Below are 19,238 nucleotides of genomic sequence, written 5' to 3'. Positions count from 1 at the left end.
TGGGCCAAGTCAAGGCGGCGCGGGGTAAATTCCCGCCAATGTGCCGCGTATCTTTAATGACACTGACATTTTTCCTTCACCTGGGCACTTTAAGGTGGAGGTCATGGTCAGTGAATGCAGTCATTAAAGAACAGCCAAGAGGGCATGCGTTATGGACGACTATCTGGAAGAAATACTCGAATACAAAGCGTTTGAACTGGATCCTCCGGAACCTGCGGACGACGCTACCGAGCTGTAAGCGTCACTTAAGGTTTCAGGCGATATGACGTTGGCTGCGGCGGAACTCCCCAGGAGTCTGGCCGTTCCAGCGCTTGAAGGCGCGTTGAAAGGCTTCGGCCGACGCGAAACCCAGCAGATAGGCAATTTCGCCGAACGCCAGTTCAGTGTCGCGTATATACGTCATTGCCAGGTCGCGTCGCGTGTCATTCAGGATAGTGCGAAAGCGCGTACCTTCTTCCGCCAGCTTGCGGCGCAACGTCCAGGTCGGCAGCTTCAACCGTGCGGCAACCTCTTCAAGATCAGGTTCCCTGCCGCCATTCAACAGCGGTCCGAGCAAACGCGTGATGCGTTCACGCAGGCTGCGGGTGCGGGTCAGTTGCTCCAGTTCCTTTTCACACAGTTGCAGCAAGTGCCGCCAGGTGCTCGGGCAGTGCTCGGGATTGCGCAACGCCAGCACGTCTTGATCCAGCAGCAATTGATTGGAATCTGCGGCAAAGGTCACCGGATTTTCACTCAGCGCTGCATAGTCCGCCGCGTACTGCGGCGCATCGAATTCGATCTCAATGCGCTGCGCGCGAATCGATGTCCCGGCCAGCGTCGAGAGTTGTTGCACCCAACCGGCGAATATCGAATCCACCACGAAGCGGTTGTAAGCGTTGTACGGGCTGATGGAGTAAAAACGCAGCCATGCGCCTTGAGCGTCTTCATGGAAACTCGAATGGCCCCGGTAATTGGAGCCGTACAGCGCTTCAAAACGGATCAGCGTGCGCACTGCCTCACGCACCGTGGGCGCTTGTGCGGCAGTCACGCCCGCCAGGCCGCATTGGTTGATCCGGCTTAACCGGCCCATGCGCAAACCCAGCCCCGGCTGGCCGGTGAGCTGAATGGCGGCATGGCCCAGGCGCATGTAGCGCGGAATCGACAGGCGGGCGCAGGCTTCGCCCAGGCGTGCGGCGTCCAGGCCGTATTGCTCCAGCAGCGGGGCAGGATCGCAACCGAAGCTGCGCACCGCATCGCTCAGGCTGTGAACAAACCCGACGGACAAATCTCCCAGACGCATCGGCGACGGATTCATGGTCAGAGCCAGACGTTGATCAGGCGCGCGCCATGGCCGGTCTTGTCGTCCAGCGAAGGCTCGACGATCTTCAGGCCGTTGCGGCTGGCGAAACTGTGCCCCGCGCTGCCCTGGTCCCAGAACTGACCACGCATGAACACGCTAACCCCGGCGCGGGCCGAGCTGCCGGGCAGCTTGCTGGTCAACGTCAGGCGCTGCCAGGCTTCGCCTTCGCTGAGGCTGCCAGTCGGCATATCGACGGGAGGGGTGAGGTCGGCGCGTTGCTCGCCGCGCCAGGGTTTGAGCCAGCCGCCGTTGCCGACCACGAATGCGGGCACGGCGATCAACTCCGCGCCGCCGTCGTTCAAGCGGCTGTAGTTACGCGGATACCAGCTGTCGATGCCGATCAGGATGCCCAATCGTCCAGCCGGGGTATCGATTACGTTGAGCGGTGCGTCGGCGGCGGACTGGATGTAACCGCGCTGATAACTGGCCGGATACAACTGTCGCTGCGGCTGACCGAGAGGCAAGCCATCGCTGCCAAACGCCAGGCTGCTGTTGAACAGCGGGCCGCTGCCGACTTCCAGTTTGCCGTCAACCACACGGGGTTCCGGCAGCACAATGGAACCGGCGACCAGGGTCACGCCGAATTCCTTGGCCAGCCCGCCGAACAACGTCTGGTAATCCTTGGCCATGCTGGCGGCTTTCATGCGCAGGTGTGCGTCGTTCAGGCGGTTCTCGCCAGTGGCGCCGAGCATGGCGGCCACGAATTTCAGCGGATTGCTCACCGACAGCCAGGTCATGGCGTCATCGATGGTGGTGGCTTGATACAGCTGATTTTTTTCGCCGCTGGCAAACAGCCAGGTGCCGACATGTTCGGGCAGCACAACGATGGTCTTGCTGCTGATCAGGCCTTTGTCCCGCGCCTGCTCCAGATAGGCAGCCAGTTTGCGGTGCAGACGGTCGATGCTTTGGTAGTCGGCGGGAAACAGTTCCGCCTGCACGCCCAGCAGGTTGCCGCGCTCGCCGGGTTGCCCGTCATCGACTGCCAATTGGATGCGCAGGTCGGACAGGTAATGGCCCACCGGCCGCTGTTCGGTCCAGATCCCGTAACCGGTCAGGGCGATCAGCAGCAGCGCGGCAATGAAAACAGCAAAAAATGTTCGCATGAGAAGGAAAAGGGCTGCCGGGTGCGGGTTTGCCGTCTAGGGTAGGGCGCGCCATCGCGCTTGCCAACCCTTGCTGCGCGTTTGGATCAATAACTTGTCACTTTCAGTCATTGAGCGCGCTGGGTGCGGCCTTTACTGTTGCGCCATGAACAGGCCCCGAGGGCCTGAATAATTGACGGTTGCCCAAGGCATCCGCGTCCCGTGATTACGCTTGATGGAGTCTTTATGGCCGCCGCTCACTACCCGCACCTGTTGGCCCCGCTGGATCTGGGTTTCACCACGCTGCGCAACCGCACGTTGATGGGCTCCATGCACACTGGCCTGGAAGAGAAGCCCGGTGGTTTCGAGCGCATGGCGGCGTACTTTGCCGAGCGTGCCCGTGGCGGTGTCGGCCTGATGGTCACCGGCGGTATCGCGCCCAACGATGAAGGCGGGGTGTATTCCGGCGCCGCGAAGCTGACCAATGCCGGGGAAGCGGAACAGCATCGCATCGTCACCCAGGCCGTGCATGAAGCGGGCGGCAAGATCTGCCTGCAAATCCTGCATGCCGGGCGTTATGCCTACAGCCCCAAACAAGTCGCGCCAAGCGCAATCAAAGCGCCGATCAACCCGTTCACGCCCCGGGAGCTGGATGAAGAAGGCATTGAGAAACAGATTCAGGATTTCGTGACCTGCTCGACCCTGGCCCAGAGCGCCGCCTACGACGGCGTCGAAATCATGGGTTCGGAAGGCTACTTCATCAACCAGTTCCTCGCCGCCCACACCAACCATCGCACTGATCGCTGGGGCGGCAGCTACGAAAACCGTATGCGCCTGGCCGTGGAAATCGTCCGTCGGGTGCGCGAGGCGGTCGGCCCGCAATTCATCATTATTTTCCGCCTGTCGATGCTGGATCTGATCGAAGGCGGCAGCAGTTGGGAAGAAATCGTCCAGCTGGCCAAGGCTATCGAACAGGCCGGTGCGACCATCATCAACACCGGGATCGGCTGGCATGAAGCGCGGATTCCGACCATTGCCACCAAAGTGCCGCGTGCGGCCTTCAGCAAAGTCACGGCCAAACTGCGCGGTTCGGTGGGCATCCCGCTGATTACCACCAACCGGATCAACACCCCGGAAATCGCCGAGCAGATTCTCAGCGAAGGCGACGCCGACATGGTGTCCATGGCCCGACCGTTCCTCGCCGATCCAGAGTTCGTCAACAAAGCCGCTGCCGGTCGCGCTGATGAAATCAATACCTGCATCGGCTGCAACCAAGCGTGTCTGGACCACACTTTCGGCGGCAAGCTGACTACCTGTCTGGTCAACCCGCGCGCCTGTCACGAAACCGAACTCAACTACGTGCCCACCCGGCAGATCAAGCGCATTGCGGTGATCGGCGCCGGACCTGCCGGTCTGGCGGCGGCCACGGTGGCCGCCGAGCGGGGACACAAGGTCACGCTGTTCGATTCGGCGAGCGAGATCGGCGGCCAGTTCAACATTGCCAAGCGCGTGCCGGGCAAGGAAGAATTTTTCGAAACCTTGCGCTATTTCGCTCGCAAGTTGCAGACCACCGGCGTCGAAGTGCGCCTGAATCAGCGGGTTGCCGTGACGGATCTGGTCAGCGCGGGTTACGACGACATCATCCTCGCCACTGGTATTGCGCCGCGCACGCCAGCCATTCCCGGCATCGACAACCCGAAGGTGCTGAGTTACCTGGACGTGATCCTGGCGCGCAAGCCTGTAGGGCATAGCGTGGCGGTGATTGGCGCAGGCGGCATTGGTTTCGATGTGTCGGAATTCCTGGTCCATCAAGGTGTTTCGACGAGCCTGGATCGCGAGGCGTTCTGGAAGGAATGGGGCATCGACACCACCCTGCAAGCCCGTGGTGGCGTGGCGGGCATCAAGCCCGAGCCTCATGCACCGGCGCGGCAGGTGTTTCTGTTGCAGCGCAAGGCTTCCAAGGTCGGCGATGGTTTGGGCAAGACCACCGGCTGGATTCATCGCACCGGCCTGAAAAACAAACAGGTGCAGATGCTCAACAGCGTTGAATACCTGCGCATCGACGACGCCGGCCTGCACATCCGCATCGGCGAAGGCGAAGAGAAATTGCTGCCGGTGGATAACATCGTGGTCTGCGCCGGCCAAGACCCACTGCGGGAGTTGTACGACGGGCTGGTGGGCGCGGGCCAGTCGGTGCATCTGATCGGCGGCGCGGACGTAGCGGCAGAACTGGATGCCAAGCGGGCGATTGATCAAGGCTCGCGATTGGCGGCGGGGTTGTAAACCGGCGCAATTCCTGTAGGAGGGAATTTATTCCCGAAGGCATTTGAACGGGCGGTGAATATTCATCGTCTGAACAGGCGCTTTCGCGGATATGCGCCAGACCAGCTGAATGTGCGTGAGTGTTAGACTGCGCCTCTCTCTATGCGGGCCAGACACCGTGTTGCTCAAACCCATCAGCTGGCAACCCCATGCCCCTCTGCAACCGCTGAAACTGCCCTGGTTAGACCACGCCGGGGTCGAGGTGGCGGTGTTGCGTCTGGACCTGATCGACGCGCTGATCAGCGGCAATAAATGGTTCAAGCTCGTCCATCACCTTAACGCGGCCATTCAGGCCAAGACCCAAGGGGTCATCAGTCTGGGCGGCGCTCATTCCAATCACCTGCACGCACTGGCGGCGGCAGGCAAACGTTTCGATTTTCCCACCGTGGGCTTATTGCGCGGTCATGCGCAGCAGACCCCGACCACGCGGGATTTGCAGGCATTCGGCATGCAGTTGCATTGGTTGGGCTATGGCGGCTATCGGGCGCGGCACGAGGCTGATTTCTGGCTACCCTGGCTGGCGCGCTATCCGCACTTTTATCCGATCCCGGAAGGCGGTGGCGGTTTGGCCGGTGCGTCGGGATGTGCCGGGTTATTGAACATGGCGCGCGGCCAGCTGGGTAATCTGGGTTGGGACGATTATCACGGCTGGTGGCTCGCCGCCGGGACGGGCACCACGCTGGCCGGGCTGGTGCTGGCTGAAGCGGGCGCGCATCCGGTGTATGGCGCCATGGCGGTGCCGGATGGGCATGGGGTGCGGGAGAATGTGGCGACGATCTCCGGCGCATCGTGTCAGGGAAGCTGTGCGCAATTTTTCGCGGATGAATCCGCTCCTACACATACCTCGCAAACCGCAGGTTCCACTCCCGCGTATTACTTGCTCGACGCCAGTCGCGGCGGCTTCGCCAAAACCGATCCGCACCTGCTCGATTTCATCGCTGCCAGCGAAGACCAGAGCGGAATTCCCCTCGAACCGCTGTACACCGGCAAAGCCCTGCTGATGCTGCGCGATGAAGTATCGGCTGGGCGTTTCGCCGCAGGCACGCGTTTGATCTTCATCCACACCGGTGGCCTGCAAGGTCGGCGGGCGATGGGCCTCTAGGCGCCCGACTCCTGCCTTTGGCACGAATCCTGCGCCACTCTGGTCATGACGGGTCGGCCCTGAATACGTGGATGACACTTTCAGAGTGAACCCTTTCAGCCGCTGTCCCGATAATCGATAGCTTCCTGATGCAACGTCGAGGTTCAGCATGACCAGTGCAACTGCAGGGCAGGTCAGTCCCGCCACTTTGAGAAAAGTTATTGTTGCCGCCGCCATCGGCAACTTCGTCGAATGGTTCGACTTCGCGGTCTACGGCTTCCTGGCCACCACCATCGCCCAACAGTTTTTCCCCAGCGGCGATGCCAGTGCCGCCTTGTTGAAAACCTTCGCGGTGTTCGCCGTGGCCTTTGCATTTCGGCCTTTGGGCGGGATTTTCTTCGGCATGCTGGGCGACCGGATCGGACGCAAGCGAACCCTGGCGATGACCATTTTGCTGATGGCTGGCGCCACGACCCTGATCGGCGTGTTACCGACCTATGCCGCCGTCGGGGTGATGGCGCCGATTCTCTTGACGCTCATTCGCTGTGCACAAGGTTTCTCGGCGGGCGGTGAGTACGCCGGCGCCTGTGCTTATCTGATGGAACACGCGCCCAACGACAAGCGCGCCTGGTATGGCAGTTTCATTCCCGTTTCGACCTTTTCCGCCTTCGCTGCCGCAGCGGTGGTGGCTTATGCACTGGAAGCATCGCTGTCTGCCGAGGCCATGGGCAGCTGGGGCTGGCGCCTGCCGTTCCTGATCGCCGCGCCATTGGGGCTCGTCGGGCTTTACCTGCGCTGGAAGCTGGACGAAACCCCGGCGTTTCAAGCCGTCAAAGAGGAGCACGCAGTTGCCCACTCGCCTCTTAAGGAAACCCTGCGCAACCACGGCGCGGCGATTTGCTGCCTGGGTGCCTTCGTTTCGTTGACGGCCTTGTCGTTCTATATGTTCACCACTTATTTCGCCACCTACCTGCAAGTGGCCGGCGGCCTGAGTCGTGCCACGGCGCTGCTGGTATCGTTGATCGCCTTGATCTTCGCCGCAGCGATCTGTCCGCTGGCCGGGCTGTATTCGGATCGCGTCGGGCGTCGCGTCACGGTCATGAGCGCCTGCGCGTTGTTGATCATCGTGGTTTATCCATCCTTCCTGATGGCCAGTTCCGGTTCGTTCGTGGCGTCCATTGTCGGCGTCATGCTGCTGGCCGTAGGCGCGGTGTTGTGCGGCGTGGTCACGGCGGCGCTGCTTTCGGAAACCTTTCCAACCCGCACCCGCTATACCGCATCGGCGATCACCTACAACATGGCCTACACCATCTTTGGTGGCACCGCGCCGTTGATGGCGACCTGGTTGATCACGACGACGGGCAGCAACCTTTCGCCAGCGTTTTACCTGATCGCTGTCGCGTTGCTGGCACTGGCGGGCGGGATGGCCTTGCGCGAGACCTCGCGGATTTCCTTGCATGATATTCCGACGGGGGAGACGCCGGGGGCGATGGGCGCTGCGGCGTAGTGCAAATCTGTAGGAGCGAATTTATTCGCGAGGAGGCCGGGCGGTCCGTTACAGCTCTGCTGACTGGACGATCGCCTCGCGAATAAATTCGCTCCTACAAGATGAATCCGGGAAAGAGAACACAAACGCTGCAACAAATTGTGGCGATAGCGCCCCAAAAAATGGCACATTGGTGGCCCCGCGTGCCGTCGACACATTTTGCAATGAGCTGTCAGGGCACATCCAAACGCTCCACGGATGATCTTCATGGCCGTCAGCAATCCTGCTTCAAACGCAATCCCAGCCTCACCGTCCAGCACGACCAGCACGACCAGCCCACTGGTGATGCGCATCATTGGCGCGGTGGCGCTGGGGCATTTGATCAATGACCTGATCCAGGCCGTACTGCCGTCGATCTACCCGATGCTCAAGGAAAACTACGGGCTAAGCTTCACCCAGGTCGGGCTGATTACCCTGACATTCCAGATCACCGCTTCGTTGCTGCAACCCTGGGTGGGTTATTACACGGACCGCCATCCCAATCCGCTGGTCTTGCCGCTGGGTTCGATCTGCACCTTGATCGGCATTCTGATGCTGTCCATGGTCGGCAGCTTCCCGCTGATCCTCCTGGCTTCGGCGCTGATCGGCATCGGCTCCTCGACCTTTCACCCGGAAGCTTCGCGTATCGCGCGGCTGGCATCGGGCGGGCGTTTTGGCTTGGCGCAGTCGACCTTTCAAGTAGGCGGCAACACCGGCTCGGCGTTCGGCCCGCTGCTGGCGGCGGCGATCATCATTCCGTTCGGCCAGGGGCACGTGGCCTGGTTCGGGCTGTTTGCGCTGTTTTCCTTAGGCTTGCTGTACGCCATCAGCCGTTGGTATCGCTCGCACTTGAGTCTGTTCAAGCTCAAGCAAGGCCAGGCCGCGACTCACGGATTGTCGAAAGGCCGGGTAACCATGGCGTTGGCGATCCTGGCGTTTCTGGTGTTTTCCAAGTTCTTCTACATGTCCAGCATCACCAGCTACTTCACCTTTTACTTGATCGAGAAGTTTGATCTGTCGGTAGCGGCTTCGCAGTTGCAGCTGTTCCTGTTTCTCGGCGCGGTGGCAGCGGGCACCTTCTTTGGCGGGCCGATTGGCGACAAGATCGGGCGCAAGGCAGTGATCTGGTTTTCGATTCTCGGCGCTGCACCCTTCACGTTGGCGCTGCCTTACGCGGACCTGTTCTGGACCAGCATCTTGAGCGTGATCATCGGTTTTATCCTGGCTTCGGCGTTTTCCGCCATCGTGGTGTACGCCCAGGCACTGGTGCCGGGCAACGTCGGCATGATCGCGGGGATTTTCTTCGGCCTGATGTTCGGCTTTGGCGGCATCGGCGCGGCCTTGCTCGGTTATCTGGCGGACAGCCACGGCATTTTGTTCGTCTACACGCTGTGTTCGTTCCTGCCGCTGCTGGGCCTGCTGGCGGTTTTCCTGCCGCGCACGAAAAAGACCGCCTGATCGCTCACGCCGGGGAAACGGGCAGGGCGAGACTCGACGCTGCGTTGGTGGTGTCGCCCAGGTTGGGCCAGATGTCAGCGACGAGAAATACTCGCTCGGCTTCTTCCCATTCGCCGTCAGGATTTTCTGTCAGGCGGACCAGAAGTTGCGCTGGCGCTAGTGGGTCCAGTTCCGCCAGCCAGTCAGCAAGTTGTTCGTGGCTCCACGGTTGCGCGTAATGCGCCGGTGCCAGCCAGGCGTGACGTGGCAGCAATTGCCAGCGGCCTTGGGGTCGCTGGGTGACGAAATCCTCCCAGTCGCGCTGATGCAGCCAACTGCCGCGTAAATGCTGGCGATGCGCCCCATCGGGTGATTGCGCCTGACCGGGCCAGGGATACAGCAGGTAACCGCCCAGCCAAAGCTCGGCATTGAAATGTTCGATATCCAGCGCCGCAAGGGTTTCGCGACTTTCCGGACGCGCCGAAATCGGCAACTGATGCTGGCTCAAATGGGCCAGCTTGCGATCCAGCCGGTCATGGCAGCCAGGACCAAGCCATTGCGCCGGATCGCTGCCATCGCCGTTTTGCGGACCCAGATACAGCTTGATCGCCAGTTCCACGTGGTGCACGCCTTCTGCATCGCGCAGCAGCATGTCCAGTTCCCCCAGCGTATGCCCGCCCAGACGGATCGGCAGGTTGGCGGCGATCATCTCGACGCCGGGCGCATGATGCACGGCGAATTGCCACAGACGTTCGTAATACAAACCCAGGCGTCGCGTGGCACCCAACGCCAACCAGTGATCGAGTTTGCGGCTGTCCTGATCCAGCTGGAGCAGGAAGTCGGCCAACTGTTGCGGCTGGTGTACCCAGTCGCTGGCCGATAACGGATGGCGCTGCGGCCACGGGGTTTGCCCAAGCATCGGCGGCGCCAGGATCACCCAGGCGAGATCACGCACTGACGAGGTGCGTAATTGGCGGGGCAGGTGGGTCAGGCTTGGGAATAGGGTCATGAACCGAGGATAGCGGAAGTTGTGGGGGGAAAGCAGACGATCCTTGTGGGAGCGAGCTTGCTCGCGAAGGATTGGTAGATCCAGCAGAGATTCAGCGCCTGACAAGGGTCGCCTCGCCAACAAGTTGGCCCCCACAACATCGGCAATTGCCGCTACCCCGGCCTTTCACCCATAATCCCCTTCTTTAAGCCGCATCGAACCCCCGCAGGAGCCCCATGGAGCAATTTCGCAATATCGGCATCATCGGTCGCCTCGGCAGTGTGCAGGTGCTCGATACCGTTCGCCGACTCAAGAAGTTTCTGCTGGGACGGCACCTGCACGTCATTCTCGAAGACACCATTGCTGAAGTGTTGCCGGGCCACGGCCTGCAAACTTCGTCGCGCAAGATGCTCGGGGAAGTGTGCGACATGGTGATCGTCGTCGGCGGCGATGGCAGCCTGCTCGGCGCGGCGCGAGCGCTGGCCAAGCACAATGTGCCGGTACTGGGGATCAACCGCGGCAGCCTGGGTTTTCTCACCGATATTCGTCCCGACGAGCTGGAAGTGAAGTGCGCCGAAGTGCTGGACGGCCACTATCTGGTGGAAAACCGCTTCCTGCTGCAGGCCGAAGTCCGTCGTCATGGCGAAGCCATCGGCCAGGGCGATGCGCTGAACGACGTGGTGCTGCATCCCGGCAAGTCGACGCGCATGATCGAATTCGAGCTGTATATCGACGGCCAGTTCGTCTGCAGTCAGAAGGCCGACGGCCTGATCGTTGCCACGCCAACCGGTTCGACTGCGTACGCGCTGTCGGCGGGCGGGCCGATCATGCATCCCAAGCTCGATGCCATCGTCATCGTGCCGATGTACCCGCATACCTTGTCCGGCCGGCCCATCGTGGTGGACGGCAACAGTGAACTGAAAATCGTCGTCTCCAAGGACATGACGATTTATCCACAGGTCTCCTGTGATGGGCAGAACCATTTCACTTGCGCCCCCGGCGATACCATTACCGTGAGCAAGAAGCCGCAGAAACTGCGTCTGATCCATCCGCTGGATCACAACTATTACGAAGTGTGCCGCACCAAGCTTGGCTGGGGCAGCCGGCTTGGTGGTGGAGGCGACTGATGCTTGATCCCGCGCGTAGCTACGATCTGATCGGTGACGTGCATGGATGTGCCCATACGCTGGAGCAATTGCTCAGCCTGCTGGGCTACCGTTTTCAGGCCGGCGTCTGGCGTCACCCGGAGCGCATCGCGGTGTTCCTCGGCGACATCATCGACCGCGGCCCCTTGATCCGCGAGGCCCTGCATATCGTGCGCGACATGGTCGTGGCCGGGCATGCGGTGTGCATCATGGGTAATCACGAGTTCAACGCGCTGGGTTGGGTGACACCGGCCTTGTCCGAAAGCGGCAAGCTGTTCGTGCGCGAGCATTCGCCACGGCACGCGCGTCTGATTGGCGAAACCCTGGCGCAGTTCGAGCACTACCCGGACGAGTGGAACGACTTCGTCAACTGGTTCTACGAACTGCCGCTGTTCATCGACGCCGAGCGTTTTCGCGTGGTGCATGCCTGCTGGGATTCCAGCCTGATCGGACCCTTGCTGGGTTTGCATGGCAACGGCTGCATCGACAAGCATTTTGTCCAGGCGTCGGCGGTGCCCGGCAGTTTTGCCAGCGCAGTATTCGATCGCCTGTTGCGCGGCACCGACATGCGTTTACCCCACGGCATGACGTTTACCGGTGGCGATGGCCTGACGCGGGCGTTCTTCCGCACCAAGTTCTGGGAAGACGATCCGCAAACCTATGGCGACGTGGTCTTTCAGCCTGATGCCTTGCCGGAAGGCGTGGCCAAGACGCCGTTGACCACCACTGAAAAAAACGCCCTGTTGCGCTATGGCATCGACGAACCCTTGCTGTTCGTCGGCCACTACTGGCGCAGCGGCGTGCCCGCTCCCATTCGGCCAAACCTGGCTTGCCTGGATTACAGCGCCGTGCTTTACGGCAAGCTGGTCGCCTATCGGCTTGACCAGGAAACCCGTATCGATCCCGACAAGTTTGTCTGGGTCGATGTCAAACGTCCCGAGGCCGTGTAATGAGTCCTGTTGCTGTATTGCGTCTGCCGTTGACCACTGATTTGAGTGGTTTCGTCAGCCTGTTGAACCGCTTGCGCGTGCCCCATCGAGTCAGCGAAGAGGCGGGCGAGCAAGTGCTGTGGGTGCCGGACACCCCGCAGCTCGCCGAAGATGTACGTACCCTGTATCAGCAATACCCGGAAGGCGACGAAAACTACCAGCTGCCCGCTGGCCAACAGTCCGGCAGCCTGCCGCGCTCGGGTTTTGTCCAACAGCTCAAGGACAGCCCGGTCACGTCGCTGATTCTGCTGGCCTGTCTGATCGTGGCCGGCATCACGCTGCTGGGCGACAACCTGCAGGCGGTGAGCTGGCTGACCTTCCTCGATTTCCGCATTCATGGCGATTACGCGAGTTTCAGGCCGCTCGCCGATACGCTGGCGGCCGGCCAATGGTGGCGCATCGTTACGCCCATGCTGATTCACTTCGGCATCCTGCACCTGGCCATGAACGCCATGTGGTACTGGGAACTGGGGCGGCGCATTGAGTTGCGTCAAGGCAGCGGGTATCTGCTCGGCCTGACCCTGTTGTTCAGCGCCGTTTCCAACTACGTTCAGTACCAGTTTGGCGGGCCGAGCCTGTTTGGCGGCCTGTCCGGCGTGCTGTATGGCTTGCTCGGTCATTGCTGGATCTTTCAAATGCTCGCGCCAAACCCCATCTATCGTTTACCGCGCGGGGTTCTGGTGATGATGCTGGTCTGGCTGGCGTTGTGCCTGTCGGGGCTGGTGAGCATGCTCGGCTTCGGCGAAATCGCCAACGGCGCGCATGTGGGCGGTCTGATCATCGGTTGTGTTACAGGTCTGTTGGGCGGTGCTCTGGCCCGCCGTAACGTTTAAAATCCGCCGCTAAATTGTGGAGTGCCTATGTCCTCTTTTGTTGAAATGATCGAAAACATCACCCCGGACATCTACGAGAGCCTGAAGCTGGCCGTGGAAATCGGTAAATGGTCGGACGGCCGCAAGCTGACCCAGGAACAGCGTGAATTGTCCTTGCAGGCGTTGATCGCCTGGGAAGTGCAGAACCTGCCGGAAGACCAGCGCATCGGCTACATGGGGCCGCAGGAATGCGCCTCCAAATCCACGACAGTGCCTAACATCCTGTTCAAGTCGGATGCCATCCATTGATCGAGATTGGTCGCGGCGCAGTCAACAAAATGTCAGCCCGCCTTGATGAACCGCTGGTGCAATACAGCTTTCGTCTGGGTGACAGTGAAATTCCGGTCAATCCGATGATCGGCAAGACCGTGCGCCTTGAATTCCTTGGTGCGATTCATTGCAGTCATTGCGGACGCAAGACCAAGTCCAGCTACAGTCAGGGCTATTGCTACCCGTGCATGCTCAAGCTGGCGCAGTGCGATATCTGCATCATGAGCCCGGAAAAATGCCATCACGAACACGGCACCTGCCGCGATCCGGCGTGGGGCGAGCAGTTCTGCATGACTGATCACGTGGTGTACTTGGCCAATTCGTCGGGGGTCAAAGTCGGTATTACCCGCGCGACCCAGCTGCCGACGCGCTGGCTCGACCAGGGCGCAAGTCAGGCGTTGCCGATTGTTCGCGTAGCCACTCGCCAGCAGTCCGGTTTCGTCGAAGATTTGCTGCGCAGTCAGGTCGCGGATCGCACCAACTGGCGCGCGCTGCTCAAGGGCGACGCGGTGCCTGTGGACCTTGCCGCCGTGCGCCAGCAATTGTTCGCCAGTTGCGCCGAGGGCCTGGCTGGACTGCAAGAACGATTCGGCCTGCAGGCTATCCAATTACTGCATGACGTCGAGCCAATCGAGATCCGTTACCCCGTCGAGGCGTACCCGACCAAGATTGTCAGCTTCAACCTGGACAAGAATTCGATCGCCGAAGGCACGTTGCTGGGGATCAAGGGCCAGTACCTGATTTTCGATACCGGCGTGATCAATATTCGCAAATACACGGCCTATCAACTGGCCGTGCATCAGTAAAAGGACTCCATCATGCGCACCGATCAACCGCAAATGATCTACCTGAAGGACTATCAGGCGCCCGAGTACCTCATCGACGAGACGCACCTGACCTTCGAATTGTTCGACGACTATTCGTTGGTGCACACCCAGTTGGTGATGCGTCGCAACCCGGCGCGTGGCGCGGGTCTGCCGCCGCTGGTGCTGGATGGTCAGTTGCTGGAACTGCTGTCGGTCAAGCTCGACGATGTCGAACTGACCAACACCGATTACCAGCTGACCCCGGACCACCTGACGCTGCACCCGAAGGCTGAATCCTTCGTGGTCGACAGCAGCGTGCGAATCCACCCGGAAACCAACACCGCCCTGGAAGGCCTGTACAAATCCAGCGGCATGTTCTGCACCCAGTGCGAGGCTGAAGGTTTTCGCAAGATCACCTATTACCTCGACCGCCCGGACGTGATGAGCAAGTTCACCACGACCCTCAGCGCCGACAAGCACGCCTTCCCGGTCCTGCTTTCCAACGGCAACCCGATTGCCAGCGGGCCGGAAGATGACGGCCGGCACTGGGCGACCTGGGAAGACCCGTTCATGAAACCGGCGTACCTGTTTGCGCTGGTGGCCGGTGATTTGTGGTGCGTGGAAGACAAGTTCACCACCATGAGCGACCGGGAAGTGACCCTGCGCATTTATGTCGAGCCGGAAAATATCGACAAGTGCCAGCACGCCATGACCAGCCTGAAGAAATCCATGCGCTGGGACGAAGAAACCTACGGTCGCGAGTACGACCTGGACATCTTCATGATCGTTGCGGTCAACGACTTCAACATGGGCGCCATGGAGAACAAGGGCCTCAACATCTTCAACTCCAGCGCCGTGCTGGCCCGCGCCGAAACCGCCACCGATGCCGCGCACCAGCGAGTCGAGGCCATCGTGGCCCACGAATACTTCCACAACTGGTCGGGCAACCGCGTGACCTGCCGCGACTGGTTCCAGCTGTCGCTCAAGGAAGGCTTCACGGTGTATCGCGATTCCGGTTTCTCGGCGGACATGAACTCGGCCACGGTCAAGCGCATTCAGGATGTGGCTTACCTGCGCACCCACCAGTTCGCCGAAGACGCCGGCCCCATGGCCCACGCCGTGCGCCCGGACAGCTTCATCGAGATTTCCAATTTCTATACGCTGACCGTGTACGAAAAAGGCTCGGAAGTGGTCGGCATGATCCACACCTTGTTGGGCGCCGAAGGCTTCCGCAAAGGCAGCGACCTGTACTTCGAACGTCACGACGGCCAGGCCGTGACCGTTGACGATTTCGTCAAGGCCATGGAAGACGCCAATGGCGTCGACCTGACCCAGTTCAAGCGCTGGTACAGCCAGGCCGGCACGCCGCGTCTTGCGGTGAGCGAGTCCTACGACAGCGCGGCCAAAACCTACAGCCTGACCTTCCGCCAAAGCTGCCCGACCACGCCGGGCCAGCCAGGCGATGCGAAGCAACCCTTCGTGATCCCGGTTGCGCTGGGCCTGCTGGATAAACAGGGCGGCGAAGTGGCCTTGCATCTGCAAGGCGAAGTGGCGGCGTCGGGCACTACCCGCGTGATTTCCGTCACCGAAGCCGAGCAGACCTTTACCTTTGTCGATATCGCCGAACAGCCGTTGCCGTCGCTGCTGCGCGGTTTCTCGGCCCCGGTGAAACTGAGCTTCCCGTATAACCGCGATCAGCTGATGTTCCTCATGCAGCATGACAGCGACGGCTTCAACCGCTGGGATGCCGGGCAGCAGCTGTCTGTGCAAGTCTTGCAGGAATTGATCGGCCAGTACCAGCAAGGTCAGGACATGGTCCTCGATCAGCGTCTGGTCACCGCGCTGGGTACGGTTCTGGCCGATACCACGCTGGATCAGGCAATGATTGCCGAGATGTTGTCGTTGCCGGGCGAAGCTTATCTGACCGAAATCAGCGAAGTGGCTGACGTGGATGCGATCCACGCCGCTCGCGAATTCGTGCGCAAGCAACTGGCGAACAGCCTGTTCGATGCGTTGTGGTCGCGTTACACCAGCAACCGCGAGGTGTCGAAAGCCACGCCTTATGTGGCCGAAGCCGAACACTTTGCCCGTCGCGCCCTGCAAAACATTGCCTTGTCGTACCTGATGCTCGGCGGAAAGCCGGAAGTCCTGGCCGCGACCATCGAGCAATTCGACACCAGCGACAACATGACCGAACGCCTCACCGCGCTGGCCGTGTTGGTCAATTCGCCATTCACCGCCGAGAAGGACAAAGCGCTGACGGTGTTCGCGGAAAACTTCAAGGACAACCCGCTGGTCATGGATCAATGGTTCAGCGTGCAGGCGGGCAGCACCTTGCCCGGCGGTCTGGATCGGGTCAAGGCGCTGATGCAGCATCCGGCGTTCAACATCAAGAACCCGAACAAAGTCCGCGCCCTGATCGGCGCGTTCGCGGGGCAGAACCTGATCAACTTCCATGCGGCGGACGGCTCCGGCTATCGCTTCCTGGCCGATCTGGTCATCCAGCTCAACGCGTTCAACCCGCAAATCGCGTCGCGCCAACTGGCGCCGCTGACCCGCTGGCGCAAATACGACAGCGCCCGTCAGGCGCTGATGAAGGCCGAACTGGTGCGCATCCGTGATTCGGGTGATCTGTCCAGTGACGTGTATGAAGTGGTGAGCAAAAGCCTGGCCGAGTAACTTCAGCGGTTGGTAAAGAAGGGCCTGACGCGCAAGCGGACAGGCCCTTTTTCATGCGCGCGCTGTTCGTAAAAGGGGTGTCCATGTAGGGGCTTTCCAGAGGTAGCCATGGAGGTTTCATACAGACCCGTGCGGACTCGGCTGGCAGAGATTTCCGGCGACAAAGCTCATCCTTTTGCTTCGTGTGGCGTCGACCTGATCGTCGCGCACATCATCCCGATTGAGGTGTGGACTTTGTTGATGAATGGACGGAATACGCTGGTGATGCTGGGGCTGGTTGCACTTGGGCAAGAGGCGATGGCCAATGCGCAGGTGACCAACGAGCAGCGGTTGCAGGTTGGCAGTGTTGAATTGAGTCTTGGTGTCGGGCTGTTGAACGGGAAGGCCGAGGAAAAGGTCTACGATGACGGCGAGAAACTCAGTCAGTTGAACTGGGATATCAAACAGGTGCCCACCTTGCATCTGGGCCTGACCTACCACGCGCTGGACTGGCTTTCCCTCGATGTACGTGGCTGGACGCGCATGAGCGCAGGCAACAGTCACATGCGCGATTACGACTGGCTCGACGCCGACGAGGCCGGTTGGAGCGATCGCTCCGATCATCCGGACACCCGCCTCAAGAATGCCTGGCAGGCCGAGTTCGCTGCCACAGCCTGGGCACTCAGGCGTGAAGACCTTGCCCTTGGGGTGATGGCCGGCTATCAGCGCAGCCAGTTTGATTGGCAGACTCGGGGCGGCAGTTACATTTATTCCTCGGATTATGGTTATCGCGATGTGGTCGGGGAGTTTCCGGCGGGGCAGAAAGTCATCAGCTATCAACAGACCTATTCAACGCCCTATGTCGGGCTGGTCGGTATCTACAACCTGCAGAACTGGACTCTGGAAAGCCGTTTCAAGTACAGCCAGTGGGTCCAGGCCAGATCCTACGACAATCATTACCTGCGCGACCTGACGTTCACAGGTAACCATGGCAACACAGGTCAAATGCAGAGCATTGCCGTCGCGCTGTCGTATCGCGTCAATCCGAAGCTTTCCGTGAAGGCTGGCATTGATCATCAGTTTTATGCCGAGGCCAAGGGCAATACGTTGATCACGCACGTACCCAGCGGCCGGAGCGGGCGTACCGGCAGTAACTCCAGTGGTCAGGCCAACAGAACCACGCTGTCGACCCTGGCGGTGGCCTACCGGTTCTGAACTCGATTACCGATATCGGCCAGCACACAGGGGGCGTAGGACCGGCTTTAGCCGGGAGGGCGGAAGGTCTGACGACGCAACTGCTGCGAATGTCCCGGCTTCCTCCCGGCTAAAGCCGGTCCTACGGAGGGCTGTGTGATGGGGGATCAAGACGGTGTCTACGAGGAGCTGCACTCCTGCCACATCAGCTTTACTGATACCCAAACAATCACACCAAGGGCGCTTAACAAAAGATAACGTCTTGTCGATTGTCACGGGTTTCCAAAGCTGGATAGGATAGGTCTGCTTCCAAAAGACTAGGGCTAGAGCGCTTGCAGCGTTTTTGCAAAGGCTGGTCAGTCTTCGGTGGACCTAATAACAATAAAAGGGGAACGCTCCATGAGTGAGCCTGCAGATCGGCGCACCCAGTCCAGTGCGGACGCGGCCATTGGCCTTTTACCGGCACTACGCACAGGCAAGCCCCTGGCTAAATCCTGCTCGCTTCTCGCTGCAATGATGCTGGCGGGTTTCATCACTTCCTCCATGGCGGCGACCGACAGCGCTCAGAGCAGCGCGGGTGGTGATCCTGCGGCGCTTTATTCCATTGAATCGGCCAAATCGGCTCGAGGTCTGTTGCTGGACGTCACCCACGCCGGCGCAAGACTGGTGGTGGTGGGTGATCGCGGCCACATACTGTATTCCGATGACCAAGGCAAGACCTGGACCCAGGCCAAAGTGCCGACTCGGCAGTTGCTCACTGCGGTGTATTTCGTCGATGAAAAACACGGCTGGGCGGTTGGCCATGATGCGCAGATTCTCGCCAGCAGCGACGGCGGCGCGAACTGGAGCAAACAGTTCGAAGACCTCAAGCGCGAAGCACCGCTGCTGGACGTCTGGTTCAAGGACCTCAGCACCGGTTTTGCCGTCGGCGCTTACGGCTCGTTGATGACCACCACCGACGGCGGCCAGCATTGGCAAGACGCCAGCGATCGCCTCGACAACGAAGACCAATATCACCTTAACGGGATTGCGCAGGTCGCCGACGCAGGCTTGTTCATCGTTGGCGAGGCGGGCGCCATGTTCCGCTCGGCTGACGACGGGCAGAGTTGGGAAAAGCTCGAAGGCCCTTATCAAGGCTCGCTGTTTGGTGCGATCGGCACGGGGCAACCCGGCACGCTGCTGGTCTACGGACTGCGCGGCAATCTGTATCGCTCGACGGATTTTGGCGACACCTGGAGCCCCATCGAATTGAAAGCGGCGCGTGGGCCGCTGGAATTCGGCCTGTCCAACGCAACCTTGCTCGCTGACGGCTCATTGGTGCTGGTCGGTAACGGCGGCAGTGTCATGCGCAGTACCGACGATGGCCTGACCTTTCAGGTTTATAACCGTCCGGACCGGATTTCGTTGGCCGGCGTGGCGGGTGATGCGCAGGGCAATCTGATTCTGGTCGGGCAGGGCGGCGTTCGCCTGACCTCGCCGACCGGCGCCGAGTCGACCCAACAATAAGAATTATCAAGGCGGGACATCCGG

The 19,238-nt window shown here is 60.5% G+C and carries 15 protein-coding genes; 12 read left to right on the top strand and 3 right to left on the bottom strand.

Annotation, left to right across the window (positions count from 1 at the left end):
• Positions 1-253: 253 nt before the first annotated feature.
• Positions 254-1,294 carry an AraC family transcriptional regulator gene (locus AABC73_RS20365; RefSeq protein ID WP_341520690.1) on the bottom strand — a complete coding sequence of 347 codons (1,041 nt, stop codon included), beginning with the start codon at positions 1,292-1,294 and terminating at the stop codon, positions 254-256.
• Positions 1,295-1,296: 2 nt separating this feature from the next.
• On the bottom strand, positions 1,297-2,442 hold the full coding sequence (locus AABC73_RS20360) for a carbon-nitrogen hydrolase family protein (protein WP_341520689.1): 1,146 nt from the start codon (positions 2,440-2,442) through the stop codon (positions 1,297-1,299).
• Positions 2,443-2,667: 225 nt separating this feature from the next.
• Here AABC73_RS20360 and AABC73_RS20355 point away from each other — a divergent pair, with 225 nt between their 5' ends.
• The 4 genes from AABC73_RS20355 to AABC73_RS20340 all read left to right on the top strand — a co-directional run bounded on the left by AABC73_RS20355 (position 2,668) and on the right by AABC73_RS20340 (position 8,807).
• The gene (locus tag AABC73_RS20355; protein WP_341520688.1) at positions 2,668-4,704 is read left to right on the top strand and encodes an NADPH-dependent 2,4-dienoyl-CoA reductase; all 2,037 of its coding nucleotides are present in this window, start codon (positions 2,668-2,670) and stop codon (positions 4,702-4,704) included.
• Between the two features lie 157 nt (positions 4,705-4,861).
• Positions 4,862-5,845, top strand: coding sequence for a 1-aminocyclopropane-1-carboxylate deaminase (locus AABC73_RS20350; RefSeq protein ID WP_341524292.1), 984 nt, complete (start codon positions 4,862-4,864; stop codon positions 5,843-5,845).
• A 148-nt stretch (positions 5,846-5,993) separates the two neighbouring features.
• On the top strand, positions 5,994-7,331 hold the full coding sequence (locus AABC73_RS20345) for an MFS transporter (RefSeq protein ID WP_341520687.1): 1,338 nt from the start codon (positions 5,994-5,996) through the stop codon (positions 7,329-7,331).
• A 246-nt stretch (positions 7,332-7,577) separates the two neighbouring features.
• Positions 7,578-8,807 carry an MFS transporter gene (locus tag AABC73_RS20340; protein WP_341520686.1) on the top strand — a complete coding sequence of 410 codons (1,230 nt, stop codon included), beginning with the start codon at positions 7,578-7,580 and terminating at the stop codon, positions 8,805-8,807.
• Positions 8,808-8,811: 4 nt separating this feature from the next.
• Here AABC73_RS20340 and AABC73_RS20335 read toward each other — a convergent pair whose 3' ends face one another.
• A complete protein-coding gene (locus AABC73_RS20335) occupies positions 8,812-9,795 on the bottom strand; it encodes a DUF1853 family protein (protein ID WP_341524291.1) in 984 nt (327 codons plus the stop codon).
• A 215-nt stretch (positions 9,796-10,010) separates the two neighbouring features.
• On the opposite strand from AABC73_RS20335, the gene AABC73_RS20330 reads away from it, so the two are divergent.
• The 8 genes from AABC73_RS20330 (at position 10,011) to AABC73_RS20295 (ending at position 19,214) form a co-directional block, all read left to right on the top strand.
• Positions 10,011-10,901, top strand: a complete 891-nt coding sequence (locus AABC73_RS20330; protein WP_020288833.1) for an NAD(+) kinase — start codon at positions 10,011-10,013, stop codon at positions 10,899-10,901.
• A complete protein-coding gene (locus tag AABC73_RS20325; protein ID WP_331151867.1) occupies positions 10,901-11,869 on the top strand; it encodes a metallophosphoesterase in 969 nt (322 codons plus the stop codon). The genes AABC73_RS20330 and AABC73_RS20325 overlap by 1 nt, the downstream gene beginning before the upstream one ends.
• Complete coding sequence (locus tag AABC73_RS20320; protein WP_341520685.1) at positions 11,869-12,741, top strand: rhomboid family intramembrane serine protease; 873 nt, start codon at positions 11,869-11,871, stop codon at positions 12,739-12,741. The genes AABC73_RS20325 and AABC73_RS20320 overlap by 1 nt, the downstream gene beginning before the upstream one ends.
• Positions 12,742-12,768: 27 nt before the next feature.
• On the top strand, positions 12,769-13,029 hold the full coding sequence (locus tag AABC73_RS20315; protein ID WP_020288830.1) for a DUF1315 family protein: 261 nt from the start codon (positions 12,769-12,771) through the stop codon (positions 13,027-13,029).
• Positions 13,026-13,856, top strand: coding sequence for a DUF2797 domain-containing protein (locus tag AABC73_RS20310; protein ID WP_341520684.1), 831 nt, complete (start codon positions 13,026-13,028; stop codon positions 13,854-13,856). Before AABC73_RS20315 ends, AABC73_RS20310 begins: the two co-directional genes overlap by 4 nt.
• A 12-nt stretch (positions 13,857-13,868) precedes the next feature.
• Positions 13,869-16,535, top strand: a complete 2,667-nt coding sequence (gene pepN / locus AABC73_RS20305; RefSeq protein ID WP_341520683.1) for an aminopeptidase N — start codon at positions 13,869-13,871, stop codon at positions 16,533-16,535.
• 240 nt (positions 16,536-16,775) lie between these two features.
• A complete protein-coding gene (locus AABC73_RS20300; RefSeq protein ID WP_341520682.1) occupies positions 16,776-17,729 on the top strand; it encodes an omptin family outer membrane protease in 954 nt (317 codons plus the stop codon).
• A 378-nt stretch (positions 17,730-18,107) separates the two neighbouring features.
• Positions 18,108-19,214 carry a YCF48-related protein gene (locus AABC73_RS20295; RefSeq protein ID WP_341520681.1) on the top strand — a complete coding sequence of 369 codons (1,107 nt, stop codon included), beginning with the start codon at positions 18,108-18,110 and terminating at the stop codon, positions 19,212-19,214.
• The last annotated feature ends 24 nt before the right edge of the window (positions 19,215-19,238 follow it).

Source organism: Pseudomonas sp. G.S.17 (assembly GCF_038096165.1).
Classification (GTDB): Bacteria; Pseudomonadota; Gammaproteobacteria; order Pseudomonadales; family Pseudomonadaceae; genus Aquipseudomonas.
Note: the sequence above shows the minus strand (reverse complement) of the source record. Positions and strands in the feature narration are given on the sequence as shown.

Coding starts and splice junctions, on each gene's coding strand:
- AABC73_RS20365 (WP_341520690.1), bottom strand. CDS start 1,294: ATGAATCCGTCGCCGATGCGTCTGGGAGATTTGTCCGTCGGGTTTGTT.
- AABC73_RS20360 (WP_341520689.1), bottom strand. CDS start 2,442: ATGCGAACATTTTTTGCTGTTTTCATTGCCGCGCTGCTGCTGATCGCC.
- AABC73_RS20355 (WP_341520688.1), top strand. CDS start 2,668: ATGGCCGCCGCTCACTACCCGCACCTGTTGGCCCCGCTGGATCTGGGT.
- AABC73_RS20345 (WP_341520687.1), top strand. CDS start 5,994: ATGACCAGTGCAACTGCAGGGCAGGTCAGTCCCGCCACTTTGAGAAAA.
- AABC73_RS20340 (WP_341520686.1), top strand. CDS start 7,578: ATGGCCGTCAGCAATCCTGCTTCAAACGCAATCCCAGCCTCACCGTCC.
- AABC73_RS20335 (WP_341524291.1), bottom strand. CDS start 9,795: ATGACCCTATTCCCAAGCCTGACCCACCTGCCCCGCCAATTACGCACC.
- AABC73_RS20330 (WP_020288833.1), top strand. CDS start 10,011: ATGGAGCAATTTCGCAATATCGGCATCATCGGTCGCCTCGGCAGTGTG.
- AABC73_RS20325 (WP_331151867.1), top strand. CDS start 10,901: ATGCTTGATCCCGCGCGTAGCTACGATCTGATCGGTGACGTGCATGGA.
- AABC73_RS20320 (WP_341520685.1), top strand. CDS start 11,869: ATGAGTCCTGTTGCTGTATTGCGTCTGCCGTTGACCACTGATTTGAGT.
- AABC73_RS20315 (WP_020288830.1), top strand. CDS start 12,769: ATGTCCTCTTTTGTTGAAATGATCGAAAACATCACCCCGGACATCTAC.
- pepN (WP_341520683.1), top strand. CDS start 13,869: ATGCGCACCGATCAACCGCAAATGATCTACCTGAAGGACTATCAGGCG.
- AABC73_RS20300 (WP_341520682.1), top strand. CDS start 16,776: ATGAATGGACGGAATACGCTGGTGATGCTGGGGCTGGTTGCACTTGGG.
- AABC73_RS20295 (WP_341520681.1), top strand. CDS start 18,108: ATGAGTGAGCCTGCAGATCGGCGCACCCAGTCCAGTGCGGACGCGGCC.